Origin of the sequence: Nitrospira sp. NS4 (assembly GCF_049546785.1) — a bacterium.
GTDB lineage: Bacteria > Nitrospirota > Nitrospiria > Nitrospirales > Nitrospiraceae > Nitrospira_D.
The window spans coordinates 466,135-482,478 of sequence record NZ_JBMWAN010000004.1; the positions used below are offsets into that span (position 1 = coordinate 466,135).

Annotated in this window: 19 protein-coding genes; 10 read left to right on the top strand and 9 right to left on the bottom strand. The window is 61.3% G+C overall.

The window, feature by feature from the left end:
• Window positions 1-32: 32 nt before the first annotated feature.
• Genes ACO9S2_RS14115 through ACO9S2_RS14125 form a run of 3 tightly spaced genes read right to left on the bottom strand, consistent with a single transcriptional unit; the run spans window position 33 to window position 1,928 of the window.
• Complete coding sequence (locus ACO9S2_RS14115; RefSeq protein WP_423723013.1) at window positions 33-986, bottom strand: universal stress protein; 954 nt, start codon at window positions 984-986, stop codon at window positions 33-35.
• Entirely contained in the window at window positions 983-1,411 is a 429-nt protein-coding gene (locus ACO9S2_RS14120; RefSeq protein ID WP_423723014.1) for a hypothetical protein, read from the bottom strand. The genes ACO9S2_RS14115 and ACO9S2_RS14120 overlap by 4 nt, the downstream gene beginning before the upstream one ends.
• Before the next feature lie 34 nt (window positions 1,412-1,445).
• Window positions 1,446-1,928: a universal stress protein gene (locus ACO9S2_RS14125; protein ID WP_423723015.1), complete on the bottom strand. Its 483-nt coding sequence runs from the start codon at window positions 1,926-1,928 to the stop codon at window positions 1,446-1,448.
• A gap of 477 nt (window positions 1,929-2,405) precedes the next feature.
• On the opposite strand from ACO9S2_RS14125, the gene ACO9S2_RS14130 reads away from it, so the two are divergent.
• From ACO9S2_RS14130 to ACO9S2_RS14160, 7 genes are all read left to right on the top strand, one after another.
• Window positions 2,406-3,269 (top strand): universal stress protein, encoded by an 864-nt coding sequence (locus ACO9S2_RS14130; RefSeq protein ID WP_423723016.1) that lies wholly within the window; start codon window positions 2,406-2,408, stop codon window positions 3,267-3,269.
• 13 nt (window positions 3,270-3,282) lie between these two features.
• Window positions 3,283-3,450, top strand: coding sequence for an FmdB family zinc ribbon protein (locus tag ACO9S2_RS14135; protein ID WP_423723017.1), 168 nt, complete (start codon window positions 3,283-3,285; stop codon window positions 3,448-3,450).
• Window positions 3,450-3,815, top strand: a complete 366-nt coding sequence (locus tag ACO9S2_RS14140; RefSeq protein WP_423723018.1) for a c-type cytochrome — start codon at window positions 3,450-3,452, stop codon at window positions 3,813-3,815. Before ACO9S2_RS14135 ends, ACO9S2_RS14140 begins: the two co-directional genes overlap by 1 nt.
• A 95-nt stretch (window positions 3,816-3,910) precedes the next feature.
• Entirely contained in the window at window positions 3,911-4,492 is a 582-nt protein-coding gene (locus tag ACO9S2_RS14145; RefSeq protein WP_423723019.1) for an isochorismatase family protein, read from the top strand.
• Complete coding sequence (locus ACO9S2_RS14150) at window positions 4,489-5,823, top strand: nicotinate phosphoribosyltransferase (protein ID WP_423723020.1); 1,335 nt, start codon at window positions 4,489-4,491, stop codon at window positions 5,821-5,823. Before ACO9S2_RS14145 ends, ACO9S2_RS14150 begins: the two co-directional genes overlap by 4 nt.
• A 50-nt stretch (window positions 5,824-5,873) precedes the next feature.
• Window positions 5,874-7,304, top strand: coding sequence for a pentapeptide repeat-containing protein (locus ACO9S2_RS14155; RefSeq protein ID WP_423723021.1), 1,431 nt, complete (start codon window positions 5,874-5,876; stop codon window positions 7,302-7,304).
• On the top strand, window positions 7,301-7,963 hold the full coding sequence (locus ACO9S2_RS14160) for a dienelactone hydrolase family protein (RefSeq protein ID WP_423723022.1): 663 nt from the start codon (window positions 7,301-7,303) through the stop codon (window positions 7,961-7,963). Before ACO9S2_RS14155 ends, ACO9S2_RS14160 begins: the two co-directional genes overlap by 4 nt.
• Before the next feature lie 7 nt (window positions 7,964-7,970).
• Here the strand turns inward: ACO9S2_RS14160 and ACO9S2_RS14165 are convergent, their stop codons facing one another.
• On the bottom strand, window positions 7,971-8,504 hold the full coding sequence (locus tag ACO9S2_RS14165; RefSeq protein ID WP_423723023.1) for an adenylyl-sulfate kinase: 534 nt from the start codon (window positions 8,502-8,504) through the stop codon (window positions 7,971-7,973).
• Between the two features lie 78 nt (window positions 8,505-8,582).
• Window positions 8,583-9,671, bottom strand: a complete 1,089-nt coding sequence (locus ACO9S2_RS14170; protein WP_423723024.1) for a phosphotransferase family protein — start codon at window positions 9,669-9,671, stop codon at window positions 8,583-8,585.
• A 450-nt stretch (window positions 9,672-10,121) separates the two neighbouring features.
• Here ACO9S2_RS14170 and ACO9S2_RS14175 point away from each other — a divergent pair, with 450 nt between their 5' ends.
• Window positions 10,122-10,676: a cold shock domain-containing protein gene (locus ACO9S2_RS14175; RefSeq protein WP_423723025.1), complete on the top strand. Its 555-nt coding sequence runs from the start codon at window positions 10,122-10,124 to the stop codon at window positions 10,674-10,676.
• Window positions 10,677-13,100, top strand: a complete 2,424-nt coding sequence (locus ACO9S2_RS14180; protein WP_423723026.1) for a Lon protease family protein — start codon at window positions 10,677-10,679, stop codon at window positions 13,098-13,100.
• Between the two features lie 143 nt (window positions 13,101-13,243).
• Here ACO9S2_RS14180 and ACO9S2_RS14185 read toward each other — a convergent pair whose 3' ends face one another.
• The 4 genes from ACO9S2_RS14185 to ACO9S2_RS14200 all read right to left on the bottom strand — a co-directional run bounded on the left by ACO9S2_RS14185 (window position 13,244) and on the right by ACO9S2_RS14200 (window position 15,616).
• Window positions 13,244-13,633: a response regulator gene (locus ACO9S2_RS14185; RefSeq protein ID WP_423723027.1), complete on the bottom strand. Its 390-nt coding sequence runs from the start codon at window positions 13,631-13,633 to the stop codon at window positions 13,244-13,246.
• A 259-nt stretch (window positions 13,634-13,892) separates the two neighbouring features.
• Window positions 13,893-14,282, bottom strand: a complete 390-nt coding sequence (locus ACO9S2_RS14190) for a response regulator (protein ID WP_423723028.1) — start codon at window positions 14,280-14,282, stop codon at window positions 13,893-13,895.
• A gap of 253 nt (window positions 14,283-14,535) precedes the next feature.
• Window positions 14,536-15,321, bottom strand: coding sequence for a L,D-transpeptidase (locus ACO9S2_RS14195; protein WP_423723029.1), 786 nt, complete (start codon window positions 15,319-15,321; stop codon window positions 14,536-14,538).
• A 145-nt stretch (window positions 15,322-15,466) separates the two neighbouring features.
• Complete coding sequence (locus ACO9S2_RS14200) at window positions 15,467-15,616, bottom strand: hypothetical protein (protein WP_423723030.1); 150 nt, start codon at window positions 15,614-15,616, stop codon at window positions 15,467-15,469.
• Window positions 15,617-15,924: 308 nt separating this feature from the next.
• Here ACO9S2_RS14200 and ACO9S2_RS14205 point away from each other — a divergent pair, with 308 nt between their 5' ends.
• The gene (locus ACO9S2_RS14205) at window positions 15,925-16,341 is read left to right on the top strand and encodes a hypothetical protein (protein WP_423723031.1); all 417 of its coding nucleotides are present in this window, start codon (window positions 15,925-15,927) and stop codon (window positions 16,339-16,341) included.
• Window positions 16,342-16,344: the final 3 nt, after the last annotated feature.

Sequence of the window (16,344 nt, forward strand, 5' to 3'; positions counted from 1 at the left end):
AGACACCTCCTCGTGGCAATTCGAGTTCTTCTTTACGACACGGGAATCACGCGGCGATGGCCGGCGGCAAACTTCGGGCTTCGCACCGTCAAGACAGGGCAACGGGATTGCCGCAGTACGGCCTCGGTCACGCTACCGCTCAGCGCATGCGACAAGCCCCGGCGGCCGTGGGTGCCCATGACGATCACATCCGCCGGCAGAGTCCTGGCGCTGTCCAGAATCGAGTCGGCCGGAAGCCCTCCCCGCACATGCGAGTCGGCGGTGATCTTCGCCCCTGCCAGCGCCTCCACAAAACCGGCCAGCCGCTGCGTCAACCGCTCTCTCATCTCTCCCCGCTTGCGCTCAAGCGACAAGGTAAAGTCCAACCCGTAAGAGACTGGTTCCAGCACATGCAGCAGCGAGAGAGACGATCCCGAGCGCTGCGCCAGGAGGGCCGCATACTCGAGAGCCTCGAGCGAACAATCGGAAAAATCGACCGGGACCAGCACCCGATGCAAGCCGACTCCCGCGCAAGGATGGGAATCCTTGCCGGCCTGATCGGACGGTTCGGCCCGCACGGCCAGGACCGGACAGGGAGCCGTCCGGATCACACGCTCCGCCGTACTGCCTAGCAGCACATGGGCAAGCCCCGTCTTGCCTTTGGTCCCGACCACGATCAGGTCCGAATCTTCCGCGCGGGCAGCCCCCAGAATTTCTTCGCTGGGAATCCCTGTGGCGATCCGCGTGTGCAAGGAGATCCCGCGCGCCGCGACGCGCGACTTGAGATCGGCCAGCTCTTGCGTGGCCCCCTTCATGAGTTCAGCCAAAAAGAGACGGTTGACCTCATACTCCGGATTCATGCCCGGCTGGAATTCCAGCACGTTGACCGCCGTCAACGAAGCCCGCCAGGTGGAGGCCAGACACAGGGCATAGGCCTCCGCTTGAGCCGCCCAGGGTGAAAAATCGGTAGCGAACAGGATACGCGGCCGCTCCCTCTCTATGCTCACACAGCCTCCACATTCAGCATTAATAACTCTCCCGTCATATTGGGATGGATCGAACAGCGGAACTCATGGCGGCCGGGACGGGACATGTTGAACCGGATGGCCGCCTCCCGTTTCGCATCCAGGAACACCCCTCCCAGCCCAGGCCCATAGACCACGACGCCGTCCCGTTCAACTTGCGTCGGAATCCCTTCAAACATCGTCGAGCCGAAATCGTGGCGCTCTGAGTCCTCATTCTTGACTCTGATCACCGTCGGAACCCCCAGCCGGAGCGTGCCCTGCTTCGTCACAAACTTAAAATCCTTGATCGTCACCTCGACCACCTGCTCCGGTTGCGACCAGAGCGGCAGATCCACTCCGCCCCACAAAGCCCAGGCCACGCTCAATCCCATGGCCCATCTCAACGACTGCCGTCCTCGCTTCATCATGACCTCCTCATCCTCTCTGCCTCTCGTGTACCGCTCAAGATCGCGCCTTGACCGGTAGCGGCACCGTCAGCACCGGACAACCGGCCGTTCGCACTACTTTCTCCGCTGTGCTGCCGAAGAAAATCTTATCGACGCTGCCCGACCGTCCCCCATAGCTCCCCATGACGACCAGATCGACCTTTTCCACCCGGGCCGTCTTGGCAATCTCGACGAACGGCGCCCCTTCCAAAACCACGCGCTTCATCGTAACCCCTTTGGCCGCCTCCGATTCGAGCAAACGCCGGACATGGAACCGGGCATAATGCCGTAGGCGGCGCTTTTGGGCGGGGGCATCGGACGGCACCGCCAGCAGTCCCAGTCGATTGAGGGAGGCGACAGCGCCCATATCAATCACATACAGCAACGTGACCTTCGCCTCACAGAGGCGAGCGAGATCGCAGGCCACCTGAAAGGCTTCTTCCGAACAGGGAGAAAAATCCACCGGCACCAGAATATGGGAAAACAGCGATCCCTTCATTGCCACCTCACCGTAAACGTTCACCCCCATTCACAGCAAGGGCAGTGCCACGGCATGAGGAGTTGATATGTCGCTGGCTGATTGCGCATAGACCCAATAATTGGCTCCCCACTTCTCCTGCCATGAGCCGTCGGCTGTCAGCTACCCTTCTCAAAATTGGGGGAGCCCTGCTACAGTGGAGAAACCCTTCCTGTGGCAGAAGGCGACAGGGACTGCAAGCCCGCAACCGTCAAACCTGAAACGAAAGGGGAATAAACGGGCCGAATATGTCGCTCTCTTCGATCCCTTACGCCTCTTCGCTCACCCTCACGAGACCATTAAGCAGACGGCATTGGACTTGCTCATTCCTTGTTCCAAAGGGAGGAGAGCATGACGCGCACACAATGGCTGCTGGTTGGAGCGATCGCGCTTGGCGTGGCCATCGGCATCTATCTTCTGTTCTTCTGCCCGACGGATTGCCACTAAGAGGGGAGGCCCATGAAGCTGCTGCTTGCTGTCGATGGATCTGATCAATCGTACGAGGCTGTGCGGGCACTGAAGTACCTGTCCCGCGCCGACGAGTTGCACCTGCTGCATGTGCTGGACGTGCCCAGACCGGCCTATCCGATGATGGTGCCCGAAGTCGCACAGGAGTTGTACGCCACCGTCGAGCAGAACATGCGGGAGGACGGCAACCGGCTGCTGGAACGGATCGTCTCGCTCCTGCCGATGGATGCGGGCCCCGTGACAAAGCATCTGGAAATCGGCTCACCCGCCGACCGGATCGTGGAGTATGCGGCCACGCATCAGGCGGATCTGGTCCTGGTGGGGGCGCGCGGCCTCGGCCCGATCAAGGAACGGTTCATGGGAAGCGTGTCCCACCGGGTCCTGACATTTGCTCCCTGCGCCACGTTCATTCTGCCCGGCCTCATGAAGACCTTGAAGCGGGTCCTGCTTCCCTTGCAGGGATCGCAGGATGCGGAGCGTGCGTTGCTGTTCCTGCGACAAACACCGTTTCGTGAACCGGTGACCATCACCCTCCTGACCGTCCTCCCGCAGACCACGCCGCCCTGGCCGGTGGATGCCGTGACGGCAAAGCAACTGGAGAGCGAGTCGCTCCGCGGCGCCGAATCCTTCACAGAGACGGTCGCCGCTCAACTGACGGCACTGGGCCATACGGTACAGCGCAGGGCGGTGCTCGGCGCGCCGGTGGAGGCGATTCTGCGTGAAGCCAAGACGCTGAACCCCGATCTCTTGATGATGGGCTCGCGCGGCCGCCATGGAGTGACCCGCATGGTCCTGGGCAGCGTCTCGCACGCCGTTCTCCACCAGGCCCCGTGCCCGCTCCTGGTCTTTCACTGAGGAGATCCTTGTCATGGCACCGATGTACGACTACAAATGCCTGGACTGCGGTAAGGAATCGATGATCGTCGTCACGCTGAAAGAGCACGAACGAGGCGACCTGCAATGTCCTCAGTGCGGCAGCAAAAAGCTGCAACAGTTGTTGACTTCATTTATCGCCCATACCACCAAGAAGAGTTAATGATGCGCCTGAAACCCCGATCGCTCGCGTTGGCCGCCTGGCTCAGTCTCTTCATGCCTCTTCACGTTACGGCTCAGGACTTTCCCGCCGATGTGGAGAGAGGGAAAGCCATTTACCAGCGTCACTGCTCTACCTGCCACGGCCCCAGCGGATGGGGGGACGGACCGTCGGCCGCGGAATTGAAGGTCCCGCCGGCAAACTTCCAACGGTTCCGGTCGTTCATGAAATCGGATGAGGAATTGCTCCGCACCATCGAACACGGCGTCGTCTTCAGTCCGATGCATTCCTGGAGAGGCCAGCTCACCGACGGAGAAATGCAGGACGTGCTGGCCTATATCCGTCTCCTCTCACAGCAGGGGCGGTGACGAGGCAAGGGACAATGTATTGATCTTGCGAAATGGTGCGGGGCCGGGGTCTGCAATCTCGCAATCACCAATCATACAGTACAATTCCTACTTTCATGATATCCCTCACACCTGACGATGCCCTGCTGATTGCCGACATCCAGAACGATTTCCTCCCCGGCGGCGCCCTCGGCATCCGCGGCGGAGACGAGATCCTCCCCCCCCTGCTGAGCTACATGCGCCGATTCCACACTCACGGTCTTCCCGTTTTTCTGACACGCGATTGGCACCCGCCCCATCATTGTTCGTTCCGGACAGAGGGAGGGGTGTGGCCCGTGCACTGTGTGGCCGGTTCGCCCGGCTCTTTACCGCCGGCGATCTTCGACGCGCCTGCATCGGCCGTCATCATCTATAAGGCGATCGACGCCGACCACGAAGCCTACTCGGCATTTCAGGACACTCTGCTGCATCGCCATCTCCGGGCCATCGGCGTGCGGCGGCTGTTCATCGGCGGCCTGGCGACCGATTATTGCGTGTTGAACACGGTGAAGGACGCCCGGGCCTTGGGCTATGCCGTCTGCCTGCTGACAGACGGCATCAGGGCGGTGAACCTCCGGCCCGAGGACGGTCGTCACGCCGAAGAGGAGATGATCAACCTGGGAGCGGTCCCGGTCCATGTGGAGATGCTGACCGCATGAACCCTTCGACAAGCGCACTGCTGACCGATCTATACCAACTCACCATGGCACAGGCCTACCATGAACAGCACATGCTGGAGCCGGCGGTCTTCGAACTGTTTGTCCGCAAACTGCCGCCCCACCGGAACTTCCTGGTGGCCGCCGGCCTTGAACAGGTCCTGGACTTTCTCTCGGAGTTGCAGGTCACGCAGGCAGAACTCGCCTGGCTGAGCCGGACGGGACGGTTCTCGCCGGGCCTTCTGCGCTACCTGGAGACGCTACGCTTCACCGGCGATGTGGATGCCATGCCCGAAGGAACGATCTTCTTCCCGCATGAGCCGATCCTCCGGATCGTCGCGCCGCTCCCGCAAGCGCAGCTCCTCGAGACCCGCGTCATGAACCTCCTGAACTTCCAAACCATGATCGCATCAAAGGCTGCGCGGTCCGTGCTGATTGCAGAGGGGAAACCGCTCATCGACTTCGGCCTGCGGCGCGCGCACGGGGCCGAAGCCGGCCTGCTCGCGGCACGGGCCAGCTATCTGGCCGGCTTCTCCGGCACCGCGACCGTCCTGGCCGGCATGGCCTATGGCATCCCCCTCTACGGCACCATGGCCCACTCCTTCGTGCAGGCGCACAGAGATGAAGCCATCGCCTTCGAGCACTTTGCCCGGGCCCAGCCGGATAATGTCGTCCTCCTGATCGACACCTACGACACGGAGGCCGCCGCCCAAAAGGTCGTTACGTTGGCCCCTTCGCTCAAAGCCAAGGGCATCACGGTGAAAGGCGTGCGGCTGGACAGCGGAAACCTGGCCGACCATGCCAGGAAGGTTCGTCGGATCCTGGACGAGGGAAGCTTGCCCCACGCACAAATCCTCGCCAGCGGCAATCTCGACGAATACCGTCTGAAGGAGTTGATCCTGGGCCGCGCGCCGATCGACAGCTTTGCCGTCGGCACGGCCATGACCACCTCCGCGGATGCGCCCTCGCTGGACTGCGCCTACAAACTCCAGGAATATGCCGGCCGCCCCTGCCGCAAACGGTCGGAGGGAAAGGCCACCTGGCCGGGCCGCAAACAGGTCTACCGCCGCTACGGTCATGACGGGGGATGTGAGCACGATCTGGTCACAACGCTGGATGACAGGGCCGAGGGCGCCCCGCTGCTTGAACCCGTCATGAGAACAGGCCGCCGCCTCGCTCCCTCGCCGGCATTGGCCGACATCCGCCGACGGGTGGCGACGCAACTCACGCAACTCCCAGCCCCGCTCAGAATTCTGGAGGAAGCCCGGCCCTACGAGGTGCGGATCTCATCCCAGCTAGAAGATCTCGCCCGGACTGTGGATCGTTCTCACTAAATATGGCATGGTCACGAATCGATGAATTTTACCTTTTAAGGAGACACCAGATGAAGCGAGCCTGTTTGAATGCCGATATCCTCCGGACCCTGCTGATCGTCGGGTTGACGATCGGCTCCGGCAGCATCACCTACGCCGGACAGTCAAGCCCCGCCCCTACCCATGCCGGGCAATGCAGCAGTCCCTTTAAAAACAAACCTGTTCCGGCCAAGACATTGCGCGCGCTCATCGAATCCCATGGACAGTGGCTCGAGCAACGCAACAACCCGGCATATCACCGTGCCGATCTGTGCCAGTCCGACCTGCGCCAGGCGGCGCTGACAGAAGCGGATCTGGAACGAGCCCAGCTCGAAGGGGCCAATCTCCGGCAAGCGCGGCTGGCCCACAGCAATTTGAGCCAGGCAAGCCTGGCGGGAGCTGATCTGGCGAACGCCATCCTGGAAGACAGCAACCTCTCCGGTGCCGACCTCCGGCATGCCCGCTTGTCCGGGGCGCACATGTTCCGCGCCATCGGCGATGAAGCCGCGCTCTATGACGCCGCTCTCGTCGGCGCCCGTCTGGCCGAGTCCACGTTCGAGCGGGCCCATTTTGAGGGCGCAGATCTGTCCTCGGCCGATCTGACCAATGCCAACTTCGTGGATAGCTATTTTTACGGCGCCATCCTGCAGCGCGCGACACTCGAAGGAACCGATCTGATGGGAGCCGACCTGCGCCGCACCGTCCTCACGAAGGCCAACCTGCGTCAGGCGAATCTCCAGGGAGCCCTGCTCGACAGCGCCAGACTTGAGCAGGCTCGTCTGATGGAAGCCGACCTGGAAGGCGCCTACATGGACGAAACGAATTTGCACGAGGCTAACCTGCGAGAGGCTATTCTCCGCGGAGCGGACATGCGTTACGCCAATCTACAGGGAGCGAATTTGAATCAAGCGGATCTGGAAGAGGCCAACCTGGAAGGGGCACGGCTGGTGAAAACGAATCTGCAATCGTCCAAGCTCCGGATGGCGATCTTCTATCACGCCCATATCGATGAGGCCGATTTCCGTGAGGCGCACCTATATCGGGCCGTCTTCATCGGAGCACGGGGATCACGCCCCAACTTCTCAAAAGCTGACCTGTCTGAAATCTATGCGCCGAAAACCTCCCTCCGGCAGGCTCAATTCAACGAGGCCAACCTGGAAGCGGCCAACCTCGTCGCAGCGGATCTGAGCGGCTCGCATTTCAACCACGCCAACCTCACACATACAAATCTTCATGAAGCGAACCTCCAGGATGCCACGATGGCCGGAGCCAACCTAACCGGGGCACGGCTCGATGCAGCCGATCTCCGTCGCGCGAATTTGCGGGGCGCGACGCTGACCTCCGTGACCGGGCTGACGCAGGCCCAACTCGACCGCGCCTGTGTCGACGAGCAGACCACCTTGCCGCCGGAGCTCAACCGTCCGGCTCCCTGCGGCCCCGCAAAGAAACAGGCCAAGCCATGACCACTTCACACGAGCATGCCGTACGGATCACGCGAGGCCGGGTCTCTCTTGAGGGAATACTCGGACTTCCGGCCGGTCCGCGCGGCGTCGTCGTCTTTGCGCACGGCAGCGGCAGCGGCCGGTTCAGTCCTCGGAACAACTTTGTTGCCCGCCATCTGCAGCAACACGGCCTCGCAACCCTGCTGCTTGATTTATTGACGCCGGATGAAGCCGATGATCGGGGCAAGGTGTTTGATATCGATCTGCTGGCCGACCGGTTGTTGCTGGCCAAGGCCTGGCTCGAAGAGGAACCTCGCACGAAGGAGCTGGGTATCGGCTACTTCGGAGCCAGCACCGGAGCCGGCGCGGCCTTGCAAGCCGCAGCCAGAGATCCCTCGAAGATCCAGGCCGTGGTCTCGCGAGGCGGAAGACCTGACTTGGCTGAGCCGTATCTCGCGTCAGTGACCGCGCCGACGCTCCTGATCGTCGGCGGCTGGGACGAACCGGTCATCGAGATGAACCAATCGGCCTATGAACTCCTGACCTGTGAAAAGAAACTCATCATCATCCCCGGCGCCACCCACCTCTTCGAAGAACCGGGCACGTTGGAGCAGGTGGCTGATCATGCCTGCACATGGTTTCAGCGGTATCTTCATCGGGGAGGGACAACGGCCAGGTGACGAAGTCTTATCTACTCATAAACTTGGCGTTCACAAGTTCCAGAATTTCCCCCGCTGCCTCGTGCGCGGGGACCTTCGTCGTATCGATGGTGAGATCCGGGTGGAGCGGCGCTTCGTAGGGTTCCTGCAACCCTGGCACAGTGAGGGATTCCCCCCGCTGTCCGCGCTGGTAGGTCCCTTTGTAGTCGCGCTGCATGCACGTCTCGATCGGGCAGACCACAGCCACCTCGACGAACCGCTGAATCATACTCCGGCCGAAATCGCGATAGGCCCGCCTGGTGGCGGTCGCATCGAAGATGACCGTCACGCCATGCGCCACCAAGCGCGCTCCCGTAAAGGCCAGGGCGCGATAGAACAGATCCCTCTCCGATTCGGAATAGGTTGCGGTCGGCGTGAGGACACGCCGCACTTTGTCCGACTCCAGCACCTCGACAGTGAGCCCCGCCGCTTCCAGCTTCGGCCGCAACTCGCGCACGATGCTGCTCTTTCCCGACGCGGGCAGGCCGGTGAGCCAGATGGCGAAGGCCTGATGTCGTGTCATTTCATGACCCGCCTGGCTAGGGGCTAGAGGTACCATCATTTTCTCTCTCGCCACGTGCCCCTTGCCTCAAGCCTGCCGCTACAGCGCGCAATACTCATTCACCCTCGATGGATCGAACCGCGACGCGGCGAGCACGTTCTCCATAAAGGTAAAGATCGTGCGGCGGGTCTGGATCCGCAGCTTGGGATACCAGACCGGACTGGCCAGAACCAACCCGCGAAACGCAAAGAAGGGTGCGGCACAGGCTGTAATCTCCTCATCCCCGCTCGCCTCGACATACGCCTCCCAGAACAACCGGAAGAGCACATCGAACGGCCCCTGCAGCCTGCCCCAGCGGCAGAGCGAGTAGAAGAGATAGTTCACCGTCATCGACGTCACATCGTCGGCCGGTTCGCCCCACTCCCCGCGCGACCGGTCGAGCACCACGAAGTCGATGCCCTTTTGGAAGAGGACGTTCCAGGGATGAAAATCGCCGTGCACCTGAGACAGCCGCCCAGCCTTCTCCCGCAGACGCCAGCGCCAGCGGTTGCACGCCTCTTCGACGGACCGCAACAGGTCTTCCGTGATGAAACCGAACCGCTCGGGGTAACTGTCGGTCAGGCCCATGATGCATTCGCCATGACCGATCAATTCGCGAAGACGGCGGCGATACAGGCCGGCATCCCGCTTCTTGCGCGCATGAATCTGCGCGAGATACCGCGCGAGCGCCGCCGTGCGATCCCGATCGAGCTTGCGCAGCGCCCCGCCCTTCGCGAGCCGTTCAAGATCGAGGTGATAACTCGCTCCCTCCACCCACTGATTGAGCACGAAGAACTCCTGCGCCCCTGCCACCGAGATCAGTTCCTGCTTGTCGATGAAAGCCCCCACATCGAGAGACTGTACATGACGGGGGAGCCGCCCGTAGGAATCGTAATCCCACAACATCGCCTGCGCGCGATCGGCCATGTGTTCGTGCCCGAAGGGACCGGGCTTCATCGTCTCCAGCACCGCCGATTGCAGACGGCGCCCGACACGGAACGTGACTTTGACCGGCGTGCCATAGCCATATTGTTTCTGGGCCCCCTCCGAACTGGCCTTGCCGATCACCTCGCATGACACGAGGGTGACTTCGGGACCGAAACGGGCACGAAGGTATCGTTCAAGGGACTGCTTCTTCAGCATCGGCATGAAGGAGGTCTCTCGCAAGTCATGTTCCAAGCCAAGCCCGGCGAGAGGCACAAGGCGAGAGGCAAGGGAAGTAAGAAACTCTTCTAGAATTCACCGCCGCAGACCTCTCGCCCCCTGCCCCTCGCCTCTCGCCCAATTCCCACTGGCGCATTGAGCTTCACCAACAGAAAATCCGCTGGGGCAAAACGCGCCACTCAAAGAAAAGACTAGAGGCAACGGGCAGGGAGCGAGAGGCGGGAATCGTCAATCCCCCAGCCTCTTGCCCCGCACCCCTCGCCATTTTCATAACCAGGCATATTGCTTGCGATCGGTATATTTGAGACAGATTAGCGACCAGGCTATTGGGGTGACAGGCTGATTCGACTTGCTTCTCAAGAAGCCTCAGCCTTAGCCTACGGATGCACGACGCCGGCGGAACTTTTCAGCATCCTGCCAAAAGGAGGAGCCCGTATGGATCTCGAGATCGAAAGCCGCAATATCGAAATGACCCCGCGATGGAAGACGGAAATCGAAGCCCGCATGGCAGACCTGCAACGGAACCACGACGATCTGACCCACGGGCGCGTCACCTTGACGAAAAACCGCCATCACAAGAAGCTCGACAACGTGGCCGAGGCGCTCGTCCTCATCACGCTCCCCGGCCGTCAGACATTGACGGCCCGCAAGGAAGACAAGACCTTCGAGGAAGCGATCCGGGCCGCCTTCGACGCCGTCGCCATCGAACTCCGCAAGTTTCGTGAGAAACGGGGCCGGACTGAGGTGCGCACCGCGCCGATCCCTCCTGAACGGGGCGTCATCTGCAAACGCTTCCCCCAGGAGGGCTACGGGTTCATTCTCCAAGAAGGAGGCGGGGAAGTGTATTTCCATCAGAATTCGCTGCAGGGCCTGACGTTCGAGGAGCTGGAGGACGGGACGGTAGTCGTCTTCAACCTTGAGCAAGGCAAGAAAGGCCCGCAGGCCACCGTGGTCACCCGTCCATCCCCCGTTGCAGCCAAAGGCCAGTAAATGACGACGGACAAATTCAAAGTTCCTGTTTCGATGCTCTCCCCGCTGATCGATCCCAGCCAATTCGGCTTCGAGGATACAGGCGAACTGGAGCCCCTCACCGAAATCATCGGGCAGGAACGGGCGGTCGAAGCCCTGGACTTCGGCCTGCACATGAAGAGCCCCGGCTTCAACCTCTATGTGTCCGGTCCTGCCGGCACCGGGAAAGGCACGCTCGTTCGGCAGATGGTCAAACGCATGGCCCAGGGCGCGCCGCCTCCCTCCGACTGGTGCTACGTCAATAACTTCCAGGACCCTTCACGCCCGGCCTGTCTCTCACTGCCGGCCGGGCAAGGGGCCTCGTTCAAGCGGGAGATGGCCGCCTTCATCGAAGGATTGCGGCGCGACATTCCGCAGGCCTTTGAGAGCAAGAAATATCTGGATGCCAAGGCCAAACTGCACGATGAGATTGAAACGAAGAAAAAAGCGCTTTTTCGCGACTTGACGGAAATGAGCCAGAAGCAGGGGTTCGGGTTTGAAGAGACCCCGGTGGGGTTCGGGATTGTCCCGCTCAAGGCCGGCCATTCCATGACGGACGAGGAAATGGAGGCAATGACCGAGCAGGAGCAGCAGGAACTGACGGACCGCCGCAAGATCCTGGAAGGCGAAATCCGTGAGTTCCATGTGCGCATCCACACACTGGATAAAGAAGCCGAGGACCAGCAGCGCCACCTCGACCGCCAGGTCGTGACCAAGGTGTTGGAAGGCCCCTACGAGACGATGCGGCGGACGTACCAGGATCTGGCGGCGGTGGCCGCCTATTTAGAACGGGTGCAGCAGGACATCGTCCACCACTACAAGGACTTTCTCCCGCATGAGGGACCGCACCTCCCCATTCCCGGCTTGGAACCCCGCCGGCCCGACATGACGCGCTATCTCGTCAACCTGATCGTCGAGCACGACCCGATGGGGGGGGCACCGGTCGTCGACGAGTCGCATCCGACCTACACCAACCTGATCGGCAAGATCGAACGCCGGGCGCACATGGGGGTCATGTACACCGACTTTACCGAGATCCGCGCAGGCGCCGTGCTTCTGGCGAACGGCGGCTATTTGATCGTGAACGCCCTCGACGCCCTCCGTCAGCCGTTCTCCTGGGACGCCCTGAAACGGGTGATTAAGACGGGAGAAGTGAAGATCGAAGACCCCGGGGAGTTCTACGGGTTTTCGACGGCGGGGCTCAGACCGGAGCCGGTTCCGGTCAATGTGAAGGTCATCATGGTCGGCCCGCCGATGATCTACCACCTGCTCCAGGCCTATGAAGAAGACTTCAGCAAGCTCTTCAAGGTCAAGGCGGACTTCGACACAGAAGTGGCCCGCAGCGAGCGCCAGGATCGGCAATATGCCCGGTTCATCGCCAAGCTCTGCCGTGAAGAAGGGCTGCCGCATTTCGGAGCGGATGCCGTGGCCGAAGTCATCCGGCAAGGATTCCGGTTCGCCGATCGGCACGACCGGCTGTCGCTGCGCTTCAGCCTGGTCAGCGATCTCATCCGGGAGGCCGGTTACTGGGCCAGAAAAGAAGGCCACTCTTTTGTGACCCGGGCGGACGTCGATGCCGCGATCACGCACAAACGCCACCGGTCGAACCTGGCCGAGCACTGGATCCAGGATGAAATCAAAGAAGGCACCCTGATGGTTGCGCTCGACGGCGAGGTCGTCGGCCAGGTCAACGGACTCTCCGTCCACCAACTCGGCGACTATGCGTTCGGACGCCCTACCCGCATCACGGCCCGCACCTATGTGGGCACCAAGGGCGTCATCGATATTCAGCGGGAAGCGGAATTGGCCGGCAACATCCACAGCAAAGGCGTCATGACGCTGGCCGGCTATATGGCGGGCAAGTTTGCCGGACTGCACCCCTTTGCCATGAGCGCTTCGCTGACCTTCGAGCAGACCTATTCAGAAATCGAAGGAGACAGCGCGGCCGTCGCCGAGTTAGCGGCGATTCTGTCCAGCCTGGCCGACCTGCCGATCCGCCAATGGCTGGCCGTCACCGGTTCCGTCAACCAGTTGGGCGAAGTGCAGCCGATCGGCGGAGTGAATGAAAAGATCGAGGGGTTCTTCGAGTCCTGTTCTCGCAAGGGGCTGACCGGCAAACAAGGGGTGATCATTCCCGCGCGCAACACCAAGCATCTGGCTCTTCGCCGCGATGTGGTGGAGGCAGTGGAATCGGGACACTTCACGGTCTATGCGGTGAACACCGTGGAAGAGGCCGTTGAATTGCTCACCGGCATCCAGGCCGGCGAACGCGCCATCGACGGAGAATACCCGCTCGACACGGTGTTCGGCCGCGCCGCTCAACGGCTCGCCGACATGGCCCAGGCGGTTGCGGAATGGGGAGAAGCTGAAGGACGACCGGACGGGCACATCATCACGGAGCCGTAACTCACAGCAGGCCCGGGGATGCTGTCGCCTGCCCGGCACTCCGGATCGCACTGTTCCGCGTATCTCCGCCCTCCGGGATGGCCCACACACCGGCGCTACACGTATATGCGCCCATCGCGGACATCAGCCCGGGGACACCCGGCTCATTTCACCTCACTCGGGAGCAACTGCGCGCTGATCGCTTCGATCAACTCCCGCGGGCTGAACGGTTTTTTGAGCGTATGGTGGGCCCCGAGATCCTTGGCGAGGTCGAACGCGTTCCACTCTCCCGTTCCGCCGGACATCGCGACGATCCTACAGGAAGGCTTGGTCGCGCGCAGGCGCGGAATCAGCTCCAAACCGTCCATCCCCGGCATAAAGATGTCCACAAGGATCAGATCCACGTCCTGGTGCATCAGGACATTCAACGCGTGCTGCCCATTCTCCGCGGTCATGACCCGGTACCCCGCCGCTTCGAGCGCGGTCCGAAATAGCATGCGGACTTGCGCTTCATCGTCAATCACCAGCAAGGTACGAGTCGTCGGCTCAATCATATTACGTAGTATCTCCGATCTCGACAAAGAGCGGGAAGAGCCGAATGACCAGAAATAACAGCCCTACGGCCCTGGACCTGTCAGAGTACGATGGCCTGTAAAACGATCTGGACAATGCCCTGCGGGGTTTAAACGCGCTGATAACGGAGTGCCCCGCACCGGTCCGAGTTGTCCCGGATCGCCCGGGGCCACGGACGAACGCGACTGGCAACGGCGTCGTGATCAGTGGCCTGCCGAAGCCGGAACCGGCGCGGCAGACTCATGCGTTCTCATCGGCTTTCAACTCAGCCCGCACGGCGTCGAGTATCGCGTGAGGAGGGCACGGTTTCCTGAGCGCCTGATTCGCCCCCAGCCGCTTCGCGATGTCGAGATAATCCCATTCCCCCACACCGCCCGACATGGCAATAATGTTGCGGATGGACGGAAGGGCCCGTAAACGCCGGATGAGTTCCAACCCATCCATTGCCGGCATGAAGATGTCCACAAGAATGAGGTCCACCGCCTGATGCTGCAAAAGCCGCAGGCCCGCTTGCCCGCTGTCGGCGGTCAACACACGATAGCCCGCCGTTTCGAGCGTCGTCCGGAACAGGTCCCGCGTTTGCGCGTCATCATCGATCACAAGCAGTGTGCGACGCGCCGGTGTGTCCATGGCGCGCAGTATGCCAGTGTTTGCACGGATCATGCAGAGCCGAATGGCAAGGGTCAATAGCCCTACGTAACACCATCTAACCTGGCGGGTATTCCCAGTCCCGGCGGACAAACGCCTCCCGTGGATATTCCCCCGATCACCCGGCGCACCCACACCTTCACGTGCGCGTTGACCTTGCACGGACCTCCGCTCCACGAGGAATGAGGGCAACCCTCCACCTCGACAAATGCCTCGATGTTTACCGCAGGGCCATCTATGGCTCAGTCTTCGGCGCCTCGCCGATGATATGCAGTCGCGGACCCTGTGGCAGCGGGATCACCTTGTCATCCTCCCCCTCACCGCCAAGCACCCACTCGAACAGTTTCTTCGCATCGTTGAGCTCCGGGTCTTCCGGAACACCGTACTGTTCGTTCTGCATCGGCTCGTCGTAGAGCCCGATGCAGCCATGGGATGCCGGATAGCCGGGCATATCCCGCCCGTGGATCCAATAGGACACGCCCTCCTGATTTACATAGAACCGGAGCGCATGGTTCATCGGGTAGGGCCGGTCCGTCCCCTCCACTGTGTAGAGGCAGGAGCGATGGGAATGGTGCGCGGCCGTCAGGCGAAACTCGCCGGTCGGCGTTTCTTTATCGCCGTTGCCGGACACGATAGGCAGGGCAAATCGCAGCGCACCGTATTCATAGGCGCCGAAAAACTGCTCCCCCAGGTCGATCAGAACAAACCGCTCATCCTCCTCCGCGGCGGAATAGACCAGCGGCAGCGGGTTAAAAAACTCCGCCGCCGCGAGCCGTCTTGGGACTTTGATCGAGACACCGGCATGCGCATGACGGCGGTCAATCCGGTTGAACCGCGCCACATCGCGCCAGCTGTCGCCGAACAGGCGTTCCAGCGAGTCACCCGACCGCAACAGGCGACAGTCCCATTCGACCGTCGCATCGCTCGGATAGGCGATGTCGCACAGACTTCGGTATTTCTTGGGCGGTTCAGAATACGAATCCGATGGAAGGTGTGCCCCCAGCATCAGTACGAGAAGCATGAGACCGGCTCGTCGATCCAAACGTGTCATTGGTCCGTCATTTGAAGAGCAACCTATCCGGCGCATGGCCGACGGCGGACTCCCTGTGAGCATACCGGACAGGAAGGGTCTGCCGGGGTTGTACCGCCCAACTGAGTTGTGTATCTTACTTCAAGATGCCCGCGCGTTCACCAATTCTGTTCGCCTCTCCACCGCTCGTGGCTTTGTGCGCCATCGTGGTGTTGTGCGCCTGCGTATTGATGCAGATGCTGGGGGTGCCTGCCACGCTATGGGATCCCTCTGCGGCGCCAGACACCCTCGGCTCCTCACTCTCTATTGAAGGCTTTTCGATCCCAGTCTCTATGCCGGCAGTCGTTCACGCACTTACTGCATTCTTGCCAGAATCGCTCCGGCAGCATCCGCATATCCCTCTGCTCACTCATACCCTGTTCCATCCTCCTGTAGTAACGCTCTAGCTCCGTTTCATCATTCCACGCCGTCGCGGCTCACTCCGAATCACCGGACTTACAACGTGGATGAGATTTCGACGAACCCCGGACCTTTTTCCCCTCTGCCGTTAAAAGGGGAGGTTTCGGTGACCCAACAACACGACAAGGAGAGAGGATGACGCGGACGCATGTGGCCCTGTGCCTGGGGCTCGTTCAGATGGTTTCAGCCTGCGGACACCAACCGGTGACCCAGGACCGCGCGAGCGTGCACACCGTACAAATTTCCGAGGTCGTAACGCCGAACGTTCTCTATGCCGCACCCGGGGAAGAAGTGCGCTGGACCAATCTCCGCTCAAACCCGATCCGCCTCGGCTTTCTCTCGATGAGGTTGCTCGGTGACGTGAAGTGTGACCATGGCGTCAGAACCCTGTTCGGGGTGATGAGCGACCTCGTCACGATTCCACCCGGCGAGTCGGTCAGCATCTGTTTCGTTCGTCGAGGAGACCTGAAGTACAACGTCTGGCTGGAGCCCGATAATCCCCGGGGCCCGATCACTCCCACCGCGACGATTCGCGTGGATAGCGGCGGTTAGCGC

Bases quoted from the DNA above. Each gene is read 5' to 3' on its own strand.
- ACO9S2_RS14120 (WP_423723014.1), bottom strand. From the start codon at position 1,411: ATGATGAAGCGAGGACGGCAGTCGTTGAGATGGGCCATGGGATTGAGC.
- ACO9S2_RS14125 (WP_423723015.1), bottom strand. From the start codon at position 1,928: ATGAAGGGATCGCTGTTTTCCCATATTCTGGTGCCGGTGGATTTTTCT.
- ACO9S2_RS14130 (WP_423723016.1), top strand. From the start codon at position 2,406: ATGAAGCTGCTGCTTGCTGTCGATGGATCTGATCAATCGTACGAGGCT.
- ACO9S2_RS14135 (WP_423723017.1), top strand. From the start codon at position 3,283: ATGGCACCGATGTACGACTACAAATGCCTGGACTGCGGTAAGGAATCG.
- ACO9S2_RS14140 (WP_423723018.1), top strand. From the start codon at position 3,450: ATGATGCGCCTGAAACCCCGATCGCTCGCGTTGGCCGCCTGGCTCAGT.
- ACO9S2_RS14145 (WP_423723019.1), top strand. From the start codon at position 3,911: ATGATATCCCTCACACCTGACGATGCCCTGCTGATTGCCGACATCCAG.
- ACO9S2_RS14150 (WP_423723020.1), top strand. From the start codon at position 4,489: ATGAACCCTTCGACAAGCGCACTGCTGACCGATCTATACCAACTCACC.
- ACO9S2_RS14155 (WP_423723021.1), top strand. From the start codon at position 5,874: ATGAAGCGAGCCTGTTTGAATGCCGATATCCTCCGGACCCTGCTGATC.
- ACO9S2_RS14160 (WP_423723022.1), top strand. From the start codon at position 7,301: ATGACCACTTCACACGAGCATGCCGTACGGATCACGCGAGGCCGGGTC.
- ACO9S2_RS14165 (WP_423723023.1), bottom strand. From the start codon at position 8,504: ATGACACGACATCAGGCCTTCGCCATCTGGCTCACCGGCCTGCCCGCG.
- ACO9S2_RS14170 (WP_423723024.1), bottom strand. From the start codon at position 9,671: ATGCCGATGCTGAAGAAGCAGTCCCTTGAACGATACCTTCGTGCCCGT.
- ACO9S2_RS14175 (WP_423723025.1), top strand. From the start codon at position 10,122: ATGGATCTCGAGATCGAAAGCCGCAATATCGAAATGACCCCGCGATGG.
- ACO9S2_RS14180 (WP_423723026.1), top strand. From the start codon at position 10,677: ATGACGACGGACAAATTCAAAGTTCCTGTTTCGATGCTCTCCCCGCTG.
- ACO9S2_RS14185 (WP_423723027.1), bottom strand. From the start codon at position 13,633: ATGATTGAGCCGACGACTCGTACCTTGCTGGTGATTGACGATGAAGCG.
- ACO9S2_RS14190 (WP_423723028.1), bottom strand. From the start codon at position 14,282: ATGGACACACCGGCGCGTCGCACACTGCTTGTGATCGATGATGACGCG.
- ACO9S2_RS14195 (WP_423723029.1), bottom strand. From the start codon at position 15,321: ATGCTTCTCGTACTGATGCTGGGGGCACACCTTCCATCGGATTCGTAT.
- ACO9S2_RS14205 (WP_423723031.1), top strand. From the start codon at position 15,925: ATGACGCGGACGCATGTGGCCCTGTGCCTGGGGCTCGTTCAGATGGTT.